Origin of the sequence: Scandinavium sp. NPDC088450, from assembly GCF_044900545.1 — a bacterium.
Taxonomy (GTDB): Bacteria; Pseudomonadota; Gammaproteobacteria; order Enterobacterales; family Enterobacteriaceae; genus Scandinavium.
In genome coordinates this window covers 15,010-30,677 of the sequence record NZ_JBJDNI010000014.1, presented here as the reverse complement: position 1 = coordinate 30,677, position 15,668 = coordinate 15,010, and the positions used below count along the sequence as shown (strand labels likewise).

11 protein-coding genes are annotated in these 15,668 nt (G+C 53.7%); 5 read left to right on the top strand and 6 right to left on the bottom strand.

Translation table 11 applies throughout. The annotated features are described in order from the left end of the window. Window positions 1-59 precede the first annotated feature (59 nt). The gene (gene guaB / locus ACI2I2_RS13825; RefSeq protein ID WP_404658424.1) at window positions 60-1,526 is read left to right on the top strand and encodes an IMP dehydrogenase; all 1,467 of its coding nucleotides are present in this window, start codon (window positions 60-62) and stop codon (window positions 1,524-1,526) included. Between the two features lie 67 nt (window positions 1,527-1,593). Then, the gene (gene guaA, locus ACI2I2_RS13820) at window positions 1,594-3,171 is read left to right on the top strand and encodes a glutamine-hydrolyzing GMP synthase (protein WP_404658423.1); all 1,578 of its coding nucleotides are present in this window, start codon (window positions 1,594-1,596) and stop codon (window positions 3,169-3,171) included. A 98-nt stretch (window positions 3,172-3,269) separates the two neighbouring features. Here guaA and ACI2I2_RS13815 read toward each other — a convergent pair whose 3' ends face one another. Beyond that, the gene (locus ACI2I2_RS13815) at window positions 3,270-4,568 is read right to left on the bottom strand and encodes an MFS transporter (RefSeq protein ID WP_404658422.1); all 1,299 of its coding nucleotides are present in this window, start codon (window positions 4,566-4,568) and stop codon (window positions 3,270-3,272) included. Window positions 4,569-4,731: 163 nt separating this feature from the next. Beyond that, on the bottom strand, window positions 4,732-4,932 hold the full coding sequence (locus tag ACI2I2_RS13810) for a YfgG family protein (RefSeq protein ID WP_404658421.1): 201 nt from the start codon (window positions 4,930-4,932) through the stop codon (window positions 4,732-4,734). Window positions 4,933-5,249: 317 nt separating this feature from the next. Here ACI2I2_RS13810 and ACI2I2_RS13805 point away from each other — a divergent pair, with 317 nt between their 5' ends. Next, on the top strand, window positions 5,250-7,505 hold the full coding sequence (locus ACI2I2_RS13805) for an EAL domain-containing protein (RefSeq protein ID WP_404658420.1): 2,256 nt from the start codon (window positions 5,250-5,252) through the stop codon (window positions 7,503-7,505). Here ACI2I2_RS13805 and ppx read toward each other — a convergent pair. From ppx to purM, 4 genes are all read right to left on the bottom strand, one after another. Continuing rightward, window positions 7,485-9,026, bottom strand: a complete 1,542-nt coding sequence (ppx, locus tag ACI2I2_RS13800) for an exopolyphosphatase (protein ID WP_404658419.1) — start codon at window positions 9,024-9,026, stop codon at window positions 7,485-7,487. The genes ACI2I2_RS13805 and ppx overlap by 21 nt on opposite strands. A 3-nt stretch (window positions 9,027-9,029) precedes the next feature. Further along, window positions 9,030-11,090: a polyphosphate kinase 1 gene (gene ppk1, locus ACI2I2_RS13795; protein WP_404658418.1), complete on the bottom strand. Its 2,061-nt coding sequence runs from the start codon at window positions 11,088-11,090 to the stop codon at window positions 9,030-9,032. Window positions 11,091-11,301: 211 nt separating this feature from the next. Continuing rightward, the gene (gene purN / locus ACI2I2_RS13790; RefSeq protein WP_404658417.1) at window positions 11,302-11,943 is read right to left on the bottom strand and encodes a phosphoribosylglycinamide formyltransferase; all 642 of its coding nucleotides are present in this window, start codon (window positions 11,941-11,943) and stop codon (window positions 11,302-11,304) included. Continuing rightward, window positions 11,943-12,980: a phosphoribosylformylglycinamidine cyclo-ligase gene (gene purM / locus ACI2I2_RS13785; protein ID WP_404658416.1), complete on the bottom strand. Its 1,038-nt coding sequence runs from the start codon at window positions 12,978-12,980 to the stop codon at window positions 11,943-11,945. The genes purN and purM overlap by 1 nt, the downstream gene beginning before the upstream one ends. A 256-nt stretch (window positions 12,981-13,236) precedes the next feature. Here purM and bglK point away from each other — a divergent pair, with 256 nt between their 5' ends. Together bglK and ACI2I2_RS13775 are read left to right on the top strand one after the other, a co-directional pair. After that, window positions 13,237-14,112, top strand: coding sequence for a beta-glucoside kinase BglK (gene bglK, locus ACI2I2_RS13780; RefSeq protein WP_404658415.1), 876 nt, complete (start codon window positions 13,237-13,239; stop codon window positions 14,110-14,112). A gap of 13 nt (window positions 14,113-14,125) precedes the next feature. Then, entirely contained in the window at window positions 14,126-15,556 is a 1,431-nt protein-coding gene (locus tag ACI2I2_RS13775; RefSeq protein ID WP_404658414.1) for a 6-phospho-beta-glucosidase, read from the top strand. Window positions 15,557-15,668 lie beyond the last annotated feature (112 nt).

Sequence of the window (15,668 nt, the reverse complement as noted above, 5' to 3'; positions counted from 1 at the left end):
TTACGCTCTGTATAATGCCACGGCAATATTTATTAACCACCCAGGTAGAGATATTGCCCATGCTACGTATCGCCAAAGAAGCACTGACGTTTGACGACGTCCTCCTCGTTCCCGCTCATTCCACTGTTCTGCCGAATACCGCTGATCTCAGCACTCAACTGACTAAATCTATTCGTCTGAATATTCCTATGCTCTCCGCAGCCATGGATACCGTGACTGAAGCACGCCTGGCCATTGCCCTGGCGCAGGAAGGCGGCATCGGCTTTATTCACAAAAACATGTCTATTGAGCGTCAGGCAGAAGAAGTTAGCCGCGTGAAGAAATATGAGTCTGGCGTGGTAACCGACCCGCAAACCGTTCTGCCAACCACAACCCTGGCTGAAATGAAAGAGCTGACCGCTCGCAATGGTTTCGCAGGCTACCCGGTGGTAACAGAAAACAACGAACTGGTGGGCATCATTACTGGCCGCGACGTGCGTTTCGTGACTGATCTGAACCAGCCCGTTACCGTCTACATGACGCCGAAAGAGCGTCTGGTGACCGTACGCGAAGGCGAAGCGCGTGAAGTCGTGTTTGCGAAAATGCATGAAAAGCGTGTCGAAAAAGCGCTGGTGGTGGATGACAGCTTCCATCTGATCGGCATGATCACCGTAAAAGATTTCCAGAAAGCAGAGCGTAAACCTAACGCTTGTAAAGATGAGCAGGGTCGTCTGCGTGTGGGCGCGGCTGTTGGCGCTGGTGCTGGTAACGAAGAGCGCGTGGATGCGCTGGTTGCCGCAGGCGTTGACGTTCTGCTGATCGACTCCTCTCACGGTCATTCTGAAGGTGTTCTGCAACGTATTCGTGAAACCCGTGCTAAATACCCGAACCTGCAAATCATCGGGGGTAACGTAGCGACGGGTGCTGGTGCGCGTGCCCTGGCAGACGCTGGCGTAAGTGCAGTGAAAGTCGGTATCGGCCCTGGTTCTATCTGTACGACTCGTATCGTCACTGGCGTGGGTGTTCCTCAGATCACCGCCGTTTCTGACGCAGTTGAAGCGCTGGAAGGCACAGGCATTCCTGTTATCGCCGATGGTGGTATCCGTTTCTCCGGTGATATCGCTAAAGCTATCGCAGCAGGTGCAGCAGCGGTGATGGTGGGCTCCATGCTGGCGGGTACTGAAGAATCCCCGGGTGAAATCGAACTTTACCAGGGCCGTTCTTACAAATCTTACCGCGGTATGGGTTCCCTGGGCGCGATGTCCAAAGGTTCTTCTGACCGTTACTTCCAGAGCGATAACGCTGCCGACAAACTGGTTCCGGAAGGTATCGAAGGTCGCGTGGCGTACAAAGGTCGCCTGAAAGAGATCATTCACCAGCAGATGGGCGGCTTGCGCTCCTGCATGGGCCTGACCGGCTGTGGTACTATCGACGCGCTGCGCACGCAGGCTGAGTTCGTCCGCATCAGCGGCGCGGGCATTCAGGAAAGCCACGTACACGACGTGACGATCACCAAAGAGTCCCCGAACTACCGCATGGGTTCTTGATTATTTCCGCGCCCGGCTTAATGCCGGGCGCTTTGATTTTGTTTCACTTGCCCTGGAATTACCGTCAATGACCGACAATATTCATAAGCATCGCATTCTTATCCTCGATTTTGGTTCTCAGTACACCCAACTGGTTGCGCGCCGTGTGCGTGAACTCGGTGTTTACTGCGAGCTGTGGGCCTGGGACGTTACCGAAGCACAGATTCGTGAGTTCAATCCGAGCGGCATCATCCTCTCCGGCGGCCCGGAAAGCACCACTGAAGCAGGCAGCCCGCGCGCCCCGGAATATGTGTTCCAGGCTGGCGTGCCCGTGTTTGGCGTTTGCTACGGCATGCAGACCATGGCTATGCAGTTAGGTGGCCACGTTGAAGGTTCAAACGAACGTGAATTCGGCTACGCTCAGGTTGAAGTGCAGACTGACAGCGCCCTGGTTCGCGGCATCGAAGATTCCCTGACCGCAGACGGAAAAGCGCTGCTGGACGTGTGGATGAGCCACGGCGATAAAGTGACGGTTATCCCGGCTGATTTCGTCACCGTTGCCAGCACCGAGAGCTGCCCGTTCGCGATCATGGCGAATGAAGAAAAACGCTTCTACGGCGTGCAGTTCCACCCGGAAGTGACCCACACCCGTCAGGGGCTGCGCATGCTTGAGCGCTTCGTCATTGATATCTGCCAGTGCGAAGCACTGTGGACGCCAGCCAAGATTATCGACGATGCGGTTGAGCGTATTCGTCAGCAAGTGGGCGACGATAAAGTGATCCTCGGCCTCTCTGGTGGCGTGGATTCTTCCGTGACCGCCATGCTGCTGCACCGCGCTATCGGTAAAAACCTGACCTGCGTATTCGTGGATAACGGCCTGCTGCGTCTGAATGAAGCGCAGCAAGTTATGGACATGTTCGGTGACCACTTTGGTCTGAACATCGTTCACGTCGAAGGCGAAAAACGCTTCCTCGACGCGCTGGCGGGCGAGAATGACCCGGAAGCGAAACGTAAAATCATCGGCCGAGTGTTCGTCGAAGTGTTCGACGAAGAAGCACTGAAGCTGGAAGACGTGAAGTGGCTGGCGCAGGGGACTATTTATCCTGACGTTATCGAATCTGCCGCTTCCGCGACCGGTAAAGCACACGTCATCAAATCTCACCACAACGTGGGCGGCCTGCCGAAAGAGATGAAGATGGGTCTGGTTGAACCGCTGCGTGAGCTGTTCAAAGATGAAGTGCGTAAAATTGGTCTGGAACTGGGCCTGCCGTACGACATGCTGTACCGTCACCCGTTCCCGGGCCCAGGCCTCGGTGTGCGTGTGCTGGGCGAAGTGAAGAAAGAGTACTGCGACCTGCTGCGCCGTGCGGACGCTATCTTCATCGAAGAACTGCACAAAGCTGATCTGTACAACAAAGTGAGCCAGGCGTTCACCGTGTTCCTGCCAGTGCGTTCCGTAGGCGTGATGGGCGATGGCCGTAAATACGACTGGGTTGTTTCCCTGCGTGCCGTTGAAACCATCGACTTCATGACTGCACACTGGGCGCATCTGCCGTACGATTTCCTCGGCCGCGTGTCCAACCGCATCATCAACGAAGTGAACGGCATTTCCCGCGTGGTGTACGACATCAGCGGTAAGCCGCCAGCGACGATTGAGTGGGAATGATTTCCGCATGAGACATGCCGGGTGGCGCTGACGCTTACCCGGCCTACAAAATCAAAACCTCTGCTTGTCAGAGGTTTTTTTTGTCTGAGTGGTGACGACTAGCTGACCGGTTCTTCAACCTTCTCATCCTCAGCGGGAGTCTCTGCCATTACTTCCTGAATCACCTCTTCGTCTATTCCAGGATTAAGGGCGACGGCAAGCGGTGAAGAAGTCAGACTGTCTGGCATCACCACGTGAGGCATTGGGGCATCGACGATGATTTCTGGCTGGCGTTTTCTGATCCAACTGATGCTGCCGATAATCACGCCGCAAAGGGTAAAGCACAGATACAGCACATTCCCGCCAAACGGCTGCATGATTGCGCCGGTGATCAGGGGCCCGATACATGCGCCCACACCGAAGGCCATCAGCAGACAGGCTGTCAGCGACACTCGACGTTCTGGGGCGACGCGATCGTTGGCAATGGCCACGCCCAACGGATAAAGGGAGAACATCGCCATGCTGGAAAGAAAAGCCATGCCCAGCACCCAGTAATAGCCCAGATGCGGAAACAGCGAAAGCGGCAGTGAAGCGGCGGCAAACAGCAGGGCGGTATAAAACAGCAGGTGTTGGCGGTCATATCTGTCGGATAACCAGCTCAATGGGAACTGAGACACCATCCCGGCGAAAATCGTGACTCCCATGAACAGCCCGATTTGCTGCGTGCTCAAGCCCTGCGAAATGGCAAACACCGGAGCAAGGCCATAGAAAGAGCCTGCTGCCATTCCCATCACCAGCGTGGCGGCCAGCAGCTTAGGAATGGCTTTGAAGAAGTAGCCGAGTTCCATCGGGGCAGGGGACATCGGGTGTGCGGTGGTTCGGGTAGTGAGTGCAATGGGGACGAGACATAACGCGAAGCACAGAGCCACAATCAGCAGCATGGCTGGACCCATACCGGCGGCCATGATCAGGATGACCTGGCCTCCGCACAGACCTAAATAAGTCGCGACCATATAAAGGCCGAAAATGGCACCGCGCTGTGATGACTCAGCCTGGTCGTTAAGCCAGCTTTCCAGCACCATGTACTGACACATCATGCACAGGCCGATGATTAATCGCAGAAAAATCCATAGAGGGATAAACTCGCTGAGTCCGTGCCCGACCACCGAGGCGGTGATGATCCCTGCACAGGCCACATAAGCGCGAATATGCCCGACGCGGGCAATGAGGTTGTGGCCGACTTTTCCGCCGATGACTAAACCCAGATAGTTCGCTGCGGTGATAGCCCCGATTAAGGTACCGCTGACTTCTTCATGCGCAAGACGTAAAGAGATATAGGTCGTCAGCAGGCCTGAGCCGAGCAGCATCAACAGGGTAGTGGTGTACAGCGGCAGAAAAGTATTGAGCACTTTTTTCATACATCTCCCTGTATGGCTGGTCGTTAAGTAGGCATCTTTATCGTGCTTGGTTTTTCCAAAGGATGCAAATGCTGCGGCCAATACAGGAAGACAGGAAAGTGTTTTCGGAATGATCTTGCTACGGCTACATGGCCGTCAGGAGGCTATCTGTACCCAATTGTGGTCAGTCTTGCTCGTCGCGAACGGGTGTTTCAGTCACCTGGCTGGATTGTTGTGCGGCTTGTTTGTCCTGGTGATGGTACCACGCGCCGATAGACGAGTAGATAAAGCGGCCTGCGAAAAAGAGGAAGCTGATAAGAATAATAATCCGCGTCATACGAGTGTTGAACTGGTTTCGTTTGCGCATTGGCGTAGCCTGGCTCACTTAAGGGGTCCTTTTAGCATACCTGATATCGGGCGATGAGCCCATTAAGGCACAGCAGGACGGCAGGGTCAATTAACAATTGAATAAAATATGTTCAAATTGACTGTCGGTGGCTTCATCACCGCAGAAGGCCAAACTTGAATCTCTTTAATCAAAACTGAAACCGGTTTTATTGATCTAAGTCAAATATTAAGCCCCAATGCTCATTACAATCCCCTGTCCAGCTCCGCGCAGTAAAGTCATCGCGGTGAACTTATGTCAGGTGGGATGCCTGTCTGAATCTGCCCATCAGGAGTTGGGGTTTCTGTTGAGCAAATATGCAGTTAACTGAATATTATAAAAAGAATCGGGATAAGTGGTGGGGGCTTCCCCTGTTTCTGCCCACGCTTCTGTTGCCTCTTGCCCGCTGCGCGAACACCTTCACCCGCATTGACGGCGGCATTGTCGCGCTTTATTACCTGCCATTAGCCCTGCTGCTCAGCTTTATGCTGTTTTTTGGCTGGGAAGCGCTCCCTGGGATTGTGTTAGGCATTTGGCTGATCATCGGCCACGGTATGAGCGCGCCTGAAAAACTCGGCATCATCTGTCATTTCTTAATCCCCATTATCCTGAGCTGGGGCGGCTATCGCGTGTTCGCTCCACGGCGCAACCACATTTCCTACGGCACCGATCGTCTGATGTTGCAGCGGCTGTTTTGGCAGGTGTTTTTTCCGGCAAGCATTTTTCAGCTCATCCTGCTCTTCTCCGTTTTCTTTGGGATATTACCCGCAAGGATCTCCACGGCGAGTACCGGGCCTTTAACCCTGCACAGTTTGATCAACTACCAGTCAATGCTGGTGGGTTGCCTGACCGGCGTGCCGATGTGTTATTTGATTATCCGCATCATTCGCAATCCAAAGCATCTTCGCGCTTTTGTCTCGCAGCTTCGTTTGCAAATCGACCGTAAAGTTACGATGACCGAAATGGTGGTGTGGTCGGTGCTGCTGATGATCATCATGGGCCTGTTGCTGATCCCCAACGCCAATGCCGCGTCGATTTTTACGACTAACTACACGCTGTCGCTGCTGCTGCCGGTCATGCTGTGGGGCTCAATGCGTTTTGGCTACCGGTTGATGTCCCTGGTCTGGACGATAGTTCTGATTGTGAGCATTCACTTCTATTATCGCTACATGCCGATTTACCCGAGCTACAGCAATCAGCTGGCGATCACCTCCTCCAGCTATCTGGTGTTCTCGTTTATTGTGGTTTACATGGCAATGCTGGCCACGCAGCAACGCAATATCCACGCCCGGGTAAGGCGCATGGCGTATATCGATCCTGTCGTGCAGATGCCGAATCTGTGGGCGCTGAGCCGCAAACTGGCTGCCACGCCATGGTCGGTGCTGTGCTTCTTACGCGTTCCTGAACTTGAAGTGCTGGGTCGCCACTACGGCATGATGGTGCGCATTCAGTACAAACAAAATCTGGGTAAATGGCTGGAGCCTGAACTGCTGCCGGGTGAAAGTGTGTACCAGCTTTCCGGGCATGATTTGGTTATCCGTCTGAATACCGAAGGGCATGAGTCACGTATTCAGGCGATCGATGAACGCATCAAAAAATTCCGCTTTGTCTGGGACGGAATGCCGCTGCAACCGAACGTCGGAGTCAGTTACTGCCACGTTCGCAGCCCGGTAATGCAGTTGCCGATGTTGCTTGGCGAACTCAGTACGATTGCTAATTTATCGTTAGTCACCGGTTCGCCGGAAAGTTTGCAGCACCGAAATGCCATGCATCTGCAGCAGCGTCTTAGAGACAAAGTAATGATGATGAATCATCTGCAGCTGGCGCTGGAACACGGTAAATTCCAGCTGATGGCGCAGCCCATCGTTGGGATTCGTGGCGATAGCTATCATGAGGTTCTGTTGCGCCTGGAAGGCGAAGACGGCCAGCTTATCGCGCCGGACGACTTCCTGCCCGTCGCGCATGAGTTCGGTCTTTCATCGCGAATTGATTTATGGGTGCTCGACAATACGTTGCGCTTTATGGACCAGCATCGCAATGCCCTGCCGGGCTTAAGATTGTCGATTAACATCTCGCCTTCATCGGCCTGTGGCTCGCGGTTCCCCAAAACCGTGGAGGAACACCTCAAACGGTACAATATCCAGGGCTGGCAGGTTATTTTTGAAATAACTGAGAGCCAGTCACTGAGCCATCCTGAGCAAGCCAGTCAGAACATGGAACAGCTACGGGCGCTGGGCTGCAGAATTGCCATCGACGATTTTGGTACGGGGTATGCCAGCTATGCGCGCCTGAAAAAAGTGAGCGCGGATATCCTCAAAATTGACGGCAGCTTTATCATGAACCTGCTTTCAAGCAGCCTCGATTACCAGATTGTCTCTTCGATTTGCCATCTGGCAAGAATGAAGAACATGCAGGTTGTCGCGGAGTATGTTGAAACGGAAGAGATTCGGGAAGCGGCGTTAGGACTGGGGATTGATTACCTGCAGGGCTTCTGTATCGGCAAACCAGAACCGTTAGCGAATCTGGTTGCCGAACAGAAAGATAAACCGGCGTCAGGCCGCGATATCTGGTGATTCTTCTTCCGTAATTTTCAGCATCCAGCCAGTCACGCCCTGCCAGTATTGCTGCTCTTTTTCCAAATCGAGCAGCACCAGCGCGTTCTGGGTAAACCAGTCGTGCGGGAAGCAGAGCGTCCAGTGATTGGCTTCCGTCGTGAGTTTTAACGTCGGCGGTGTGGTGGTTGCCTGGCGCTGATTATTCAACAGCACGCCGAGGCGCAGCAGTTGGATCATCGGCAGGAACTGCTTCTTCTTAAACAGCGTAAAGCGCGGCAAATCGTCGAGCTTTACCCCTTTGCGATGGTAGCGAACCAGCGTGGCAATCAGGGTTTGTTGTTCCTGATTAAAACCGGGCAAATCACTGTTTTGCAGGATGTAGGCCGAATGACGATGCATCCCGCTGTGATTAATGTTCAACCCCACTTCATGCAGCATCGCAGACCACTTTAACAGCGCCGCAAGCTGCGGATGTGCCTGTTTAGGATTCTGCTCCAGCCACTGCTCATAAATGTGATTGGTGGTGTCCAGCACGCGGCGAGCCTGCTCACGGTCAATGTGATACTGACTGGCAAGACTTTCTGCGGTACGGCTGCGAATATCGTCATGGCGGAAGCGGCCTTCCATTTCATACAGCACGCCTTCACGCAACGCCCCATCTGAAAGGCGCAGTTCCTTAATTGCCAGTGAATCGAACACCCCGCAAAGGATGGCAAGGCCCGGCATAAAGACGGCCTGACGGTCTTCCGATAAACCCGGCAGGCTTAGCGACGAGAAGTTTTTACATTTCAGCGCTTCTTCCACCACTTTTTCCAGGCGCTCCGGCGTGATGAGCCCGTCTTTCTCGCCCATTTCGACCAGCACTTCATGGACGGCTTTAATGGTACCCGACGCGCCCATCGCCACGTTCCAGCCCTGAATACGATATTGCCAGGACAGGGTTTCCAGTTTTTGCACAGCGGCCAGACGCGCACGCTGGAAGTTCTCTTTGCTGATAACGCCACCTGGGAAGAACATCTGCGCGAAGCTGACGCAGCCCATTCGACGGCTTTCTACCAACTGTGGCGTAAAGTCTTCACCGATAACCAGTTCAGTCGAGCCGCCGCCAATATCGATAACCAGCTTGCGGCCTTTTTCCGGCTGCGTGTGTTCCACACCCATAAAAATCAGGCGTGCTTCTTCATTGCCGGAAATAATTTCAATCGGGTAGGGGATGACTTTTTCCGCCCGCTTGAGAAACTCCGGCGCATTCAGTGCCTGACGCAGCGTATGGGTACCGACGATAACCACGTTGGCAGGCGAAAACCCTTGCAGGCGTTCGGCAAACAGCGACAGGCAATTCAGCCCGCGCTCCATCGCCTCTTCACTCAGCATGTTGTTGGCATCCAGGCCATCGGCCAGATGGACGCGCTGTTTCAGACGGCCAATGATTTGCAACGCGCCATCCACCACGCGCGCGATGACCATGTGAAAACTGTTCGATCCCAGGTCGACCGCAGCAATCTCCTGCGGTCTTGTTGTTTTGGTTTTGATGGGCATAGATTAATCGGGTTGCTCGAATGATTTGATATAGTCGTAAATCGCCAGCTGTGACCGAACTTTGCGGCGATTGCCGCGGGGCACGTAACGATTACTCAGTTCTTTGTCGATAAATCGGGCTTTCACCGTATCGCTAAACAGAATGTCGATAATATCCAGAACGTGTTGTTTCAGGCGTGGGTCCAGCAGCGGCGTGGCGACTTCGATACGGTAATCGATGTTTCGCGTCATCCAGTCGGCTGAGGAGAGCCACACTTTTTTATTCCCACCGTCTTCAAAAATATAGATCCGGTCGTGCTCAAGGTAACGGTCAACGATGCTGATCACGTTAATATTATCGCTGATCCCTTCCAGCTGTGGGATAAGCGAACACATGCCGCGGACCAGCAGATTCACCGGAACGCCAGAACTGGACGCCGCATACAGTCGGTCGACCAACCCTTTATCCACCAGGTTGTTCAGCTTAAGTGTAATACCGGATGGCTGACCGTTTTGTGCATTTGCAATTTCTTTGTCGATCATGTCGTACAGTAGACGACGGGAGTTTTGCGGCGACACCATCAGATAGTCGAAGTTGACCGGGCGATACGGGTTTTCAATGAAGTTAAACACCCGACGCACTTCGTTGGTGATGCGTGCATCGGCGGTCAGCAGCGAGTAGTCGGTATAAATTCGGGCTGTTTTTTCGTTGAAGTTCCCGGTGCCGATATGGGCGTAACGCACCACATTGTCGCCTTCTTTACGGGAGATCAGGAACAGCTTGGCGTGAATTTTCAGGCCTGGCGCAGAGAAGATCACGTGCACACCCGCTTCCGTCAGGCGTTTCGCCCAATGGATGTTGGCTTCTTCATCGAAGCGAGCCTGCAATTCCACGACCACCGTCACTTTCTTGCCGTTGTGCGCGGCGTGGATCATCGAATCAATAATGCGTGAGTCTTTCGCCACGCGGTAAATATTGATTTTGATGGCCAGTACGCTCGGGTCGAATGACGCCTGACGCAGCAGTTCCAGCACGTGCTCAAAGGTGTGATACGGATAGTAGAGCAGCACGTCGCGTTCGCGAATGGCGTCAAAGCCGTTGCGGAATTTATCAAACCAGATATGGCGCAAACGCGGCAGTGGCTTGTTGACCAGATTGGCTTTGCCAACGTTTGGGAAGCCAATGAAATCTTTAAAGTTGTGATACCGACCGCCCGGCACGATGGAATCATAACGGGTGATGGCGAATTTCTTGCGCAGCATCTCGACCATCGCATCTGGCATATCACGCTGGTACACAAAGCGCACCGGTTCTGCCGTCAGACGCTGTTTCAGGCTGGAGGACATCAGCTCCATCAGGCTCGATTCCATCTCGTGCACCAGGTCATATTCGGCGTCACGGGTCATTTTCATCGAGTAGGCATTCAGCGCGTCGTAATCAAAGAAGCCTTTGAAGATGTCGTCCAGGCAATAGCGCAGAATGTTGTCCAGCAGGATCATCGGCTTGCGGCGGCGCGGGGTTTCCGGCGGCAGATTGACGAAACGCGGAACCTTATCAGACGGGATTTCGAGCAGCGCGTAGCTAATTTCATCGCCGCGAATAATTTCCACCGCCAGATAGGTGTAATCATCCTTCAGGAACGACACCAGATCGGTTTCGCGGTTAATCAGAATAGGGGTGATGTGCTGGCGCAGGTAGTGTTTGAAGTAGTGACGTAACCAGCTTTGCTGATTCACTGAAAGCTGGCGTTCATTAATCAGGAAGATTTGGTTACGCGCCATTTCAAGCAGCAGCTCGTTATAGAGGCTGTCGAATTCCTGGTCGGCTTTCAGCACGCGGGCCTGAATTTTACCGAGCAAATGCCGGGAATGGGCGGTAATGCCTTGTTCTTCGTTAATGATGATGCGGCGTTTCAGTTCAGCAAAACGCACCTTGTAGAACTCATCGAGGTTATTCGAATAAATGCCCAAAAACCGCATGCGCTCTATCAACGGGTTGCTTTTATCCGCCGCTTCCTGGAGAACACGCTCGTTAAAAGATAACCAACTGAGTTCTTTTTCGATGTAAAGCTTATCCTGACCCATTACTACTTACACTCCGGTTGATTGACGCGGACAGCCTTCACATTATGGCGAGCTTTGCCCTGATATGTCCAATTGTGCCAGCAAAGTATGACAGTTAATTTTTTCTGGGGGATATTAAGGCGTTGAGGCGTTCAAATGCCTGGCGGCGCTGCGCTTGCACATGCCTACGGTTTGGTAGGTCGGGTAAGCGTAGCGCCACCCGACAATCGGATCATTCTTCGGAAGCGTAACCCTGCTCAGGCAACTGAACGCCATCCAGCCAGGCGGTATTGCCTTTCATTTCCAGACGCCCATCGACAAACCAGCTCACCACTAAAGGGTAAATGGCGTGTTCCTGATGCTGAACGCGATCGGTGATTTCTTCTTCAGAATCGCCTTCAAACACCGGGACTTTGGCTTGTAAAATCACCGGCCCGCCGTCCAGTTCATCGGTGACGAAATGCACAGAAGTGCCATGCTCTTCATCGCCGTTGTCCAGCACCTGGCGATGCGTATTGAGGCCTGGATATTTTGGCAGCAGGGAAGGGTGGATATTCAGCAAACGCCCCTGATAATGCGCCACGAACTCAGGGCTCAGGATGCGCATATAGCCCGCCAGTACTACGACATCCGGCGCGTAAGCGTCGATCTCTTGCATCAGTTCACGATCAAACGCTTCACGGCTCGGAAACTGGCTGGCAGCCAGCGCGTGTGCCGGGATCTCAGCTTCACGCGCGCGTTCAAGGCCGAACGCATCGGCCTTATTGCTGAACACTGCCCGCAGGGTGCCGTTGATTTTCTTCTGCTTGCAGGCATCGATAATCGCCTGCAAATTGCTTCCGTTGCCAGAAATCAGCACCACAATATTTTTCATTACTCGATGACCACACGCTGTTCAGAATCGGATGCTTTGATATACCCGATTTTCCACGCGTTTTCACCTTTCTCCGTCATCAGCGCCACGGCTTTGTCAGCTTCAGACGCTGGCAGGGCGATGACCATGCCCACGCCGCAGTTAAAGGTGCGGTACATTTCATGCTGGCTGACGTTGCCGGCTTTTTGCAGCCAGTTGAACACAGACGGCCACTGCCAGGAGGCTTCGTCGATAACGGCCTGAGTGTTGTCCGGCAGTACGCGCGGGATATTTTCCCAGAAGCCGCCGCCGGTCAGGTGCGCAATCGCGTGAACGTCAACGTTGGCGATAAGCTCAAGAATGTTTTTCACATAAATGCGAGTCGGCGCCAGCAGATGGTCGGCCAGTGACTTGCCGTCCAGCTCTTCGGTTTCCGGATTGCAGCCGCTCACTTCAATGATTTTGCGTACCAGCGAGTAGCCGTTGGAGTGCGGACCACTGGAGCCCAGCGCAATCAGCACATCGCCGTCTGCCACTTTGCTGCCGTCAATGATTTCGGACTTCTCAACCACGCCCACGCAGAAACCTGCCACGTCGTAATCTTCGCCGTGATACATCCCTGGCATTTCAGCCGTTTCGCCACCGACCAGTGCGCAGCCCGATTGCAGGCAACCTTCGGCGATCCCGGTGATCACGCTGGAAGCCGTGTCAACGTCCAGCTTGCCCGTGGCGTAGTAATCGAGGAAGAACAGAGGCTCAGCGCCCTGAACCACCAGATCGTTGACACACATCGCCACCAGGTCGATGCCGATGGTGTCGTGACGTTTCAGATCCATCGCCAGACGCAGTTTGGTGCCAACGCCATCGGTACCGGAAACCAGCACCGGCTCACGATATTTTTGCGGCAGCGCGCACAGTGCGCCGAAGCCACCCAGGCCACCCATCACTTCCGGGCGGCGGGTTTTCTTCACCACACCTTTGATTCGGTCAACCAGAGCATTACCTGCGTCGATATCAACACCGGCATCTTTATAGCTGAGAGAGGTTTTGTCGGTCACTGCAAAGTCTCCACGCGATGGCGTTAGCAAATAAAATCGGCGCCATTCTAACAGCCTAAGCAAACGTTTGCGAGCCTGGGCGGTGGATATCTTTTATTGGCGAGTTTTTGCACGTTTCAGCCGCTTCGACAGGCAAATTTGACCCTGTTCACGAAAATGAAACCGGGTACAGTTTAATGCTTGCAGGTTCGTGCCAGAGCACACAATATCCCACTGAAACCGGTTTCTGAAATGGCCCTCAGGAGGAGTGGAACAAATGCACATTGCCGCATTTGATATAGGTGGAACGGCGTTGAAAATGGGGATAGTCACCCAGCAAGGCGAGATCCTCGCCAAGGAAAAAGCGACGATCACCGACAGCGACGGCGATCAAATTCTGCAACACATCATGAGCTGGATAACATCCCATCCTGAATGCGAAGGCATTGCCATCAGCGCGCCTGGCTATGTGAATCCTCATACCGGCTTTATCGAAATGGGCGGGGCCATCCGCAAGTTCGATAACTTTGCCATCAAAGCCTGGCTTGAAGAACGCACTTCTCTTCCGGTAGCCATTGAAAACGACGCCAACTGCGTGCTGCTAGCAGAGCGCTGGCGCGGCAAAGCCTCCGAGATGAGCGACTTTCTGGTGCTGACTATCGGCACCGGCATCGGCGGGGCAATTTTCTGCAATAACCAGCTGGTGCGCGGCGCGAGGTTTCGCGGCGGCGAATTTGGCTACATGTTCACCGAACGCCCCGGAACACGCCACCCCACCCACTACACCATGAATGCCACCTGCACGCTGCGCGTACTGCGTCGTCGTTATAGCCAACACACGGGCAAACCGCTGGATGACGTCAGCGGCGAAGAGATTTTCGATGCTTATGACGCAGGTGATGCGACCTGCCAGCGGCTGGTGGAGGATTTCTTCAATGGCATTGGCGCGGGTCTGTATAACCTGGTGAATCTGTTCGATCCGCAAACCATTTTGCTTGGCGGCGGCATTACAGAGCGCCCAGGGTTTTTGGCACAACTGAAACAGCATCTCGCGTGGTTTGGCATTGATGACTACATCGATACCGTCAGCCACGGCAACGACGCCGGTTTACTCGGCGCGGTTTACCATTTTAATCAGCAGTCTGAACGTTAAAGAGGGAGTTGTTATGTCCGGATTTAAACACGATTTTCTGTGGGGCGGAGCCGTTGCGGCGCATCAATTAGAAGGCGGCTGGAAAGAGGGCGGTAAAGGCCCAAGCGTGGCCGATGTGATGACCGCTGGCGCGCACGGCGTACCGCGTGAAATTACCGACGGCGTGCTGCCAGGGAAAAACTACCCGAACCACGAAGCGATTGATTTCTATCATCGCTATAAAGATGACATCAAGCTGTTCGCCGAAATGGGCTTCAAGTGCTTCCGTACTTCTCTTGCGTGGACGCGTCTGTTCCCGAAAGGCGACGAGCTGGAGCCGAATGAAGCGGGCCTGAAATTTTACGATGACCTGTTTGATGAGTGCCTGAAATACGGTATCGAACCGGTTATCACGCTGTCTCACTTTGAGATGCCTTATTATCTGGTGAAGGAATACGGCGGCTGGCGTAACCGTAAAACTATCGACTTCTTTGTGCGCTTCGCGAAAGTGGCGTTCGAACGCTATCAGCACAAAGTGAAGTACTGGATGACCTTCAACGAGATCAACAATCAGGCGAACTACCACGAAGATTTCGCGCCGTTCACCAACTCTGGCATTAAATATGAGCCGGGTGAAGATCGTGAGCCGATCATGTATCAGGCGGCGCACTACGAGCTGGTCGCCAGCGCCCTGGCGGTGAAAATCGCCCGCGAGATTAACCCATCGCTGCAGGTCGGTTGCATGATTGCCATGTGCCCAATTTACCCGCTGACCTGTGCGCCGGACGACATGATGATGGCGATGAACGCCATGCATAAACGTTACTGGTTCACCGATGTGCACGTGCGCGGCAAATACCCGCAGCATCTGCTGAACTACTTCCAGCGTCGTGGCTTCCAGTTTGATATCACCGAAGAAGACAAAGCGGCACTGAAACAAGGCTGCGTGGATTACATCGGTTTCAGCTATTACATGTCGTTTGCCACCAAAGCGACCGAAGACAACCCGCAGCTGGATTACGACGAAACCAAAGCGCTGGTCTCGAACCCGTATGTGAAAAAATCCGACTGGGGCTGGCAGATTGATCCGGTGGGGCTGCGCTATTCCCTGAACTGGTTCTGGGATCACTACCAGCTGCCGCTGTTTATTGTGGAGAACGGGTTTGGTGCCATCGACGTACGCGAAGCCGACGGCAGCGTTAACGACCAGTACCGTATTGACTATCTCTCTGCCCACATCGCGGAAATGAAAAAAGCGGTGGTGGAAGATGGCGTAGATCTGATGGGCTACACCCCTTGGGGCTGCATCGATCTGGTGTCTGCCGGAACCGGCGAGATGAAAAAACGCTACGGCTTTATCTATGTCGATAAAGATAACGAAGGCAACGGCACACTTGAGCGTAGTCGCAAGAAATCTTTCGACTGGTATAAGAAGGTAATCGGTAGCAACGGCGAGTCGCTGTAATTGGGTTCCGGTTTCGCCTGAGCCGACCTGAGCTGCCTGATGCCCTCTCCCCCGGCCCCTCTCCCACAGGGCGAGGGGGGCAAACACTAAAAAATCCTCTTAATAGAGGATT

Coding starts and splice junctions, on each gene's coding strand:
- guaA (WP_404658423.1), top strand. CDS start 1,594: ATGACCGACAATATTCATAAGCATCGCATTCTTATCCTCGATTTTGGT.
- ACI2I2_RS13775 (WP_404658414.1), top strand. CDS start 14,126: ATGTCCGGATTTAAACACGATTTTCTGTGGGGCGGAGCCGTTGCGGCG.
- guaB (WP_404658424.1), top strand. CDS start 60: ATGCTACGTATCGCCAAAGAAGCACTGACGTTTGACGACGTCCTCCTC.
- ppk1 (WP_404658418.1), bottom strand. CDS start 11,090: ATGGGTCAGGATAAGCTTTACATCGAAAAAGAACTCAGTTGGTTATCT.
- ACI2I2_RS13815 (WP_404658422.1), bottom strand. CDS start 4,568: ATGAAAAAAGTGCTCAATACTTTTCTGCCGCTGTACACCACTACCCTG.
- ppx (WP_404658419.1), bottom strand. CDS start 9,026: ATGCCCATCAAAACCAAAACAACAAGACCGCAGGAGATTGCTGCGGTC.
- ACI2I2_RS13805 (WP_404658420.1), top strand. CDS start 5,250: ATGCAGTTAACTGAATATTATAAAAAGAATCGGGATAAGTGGTGGGGG.
- purN (WP_404658417.1), bottom strand. CDS start 11,943: ATGAAAAATATTGTGGTGCTGATTTCTGGCAACGGAAGCAATTTGCAG.
- bglK (WP_404658415.1), top strand. CDS start 13,237: ATGCACATTGCCGCATTTGATATAGGTGGAACGGCGTTGAAAATGGGG.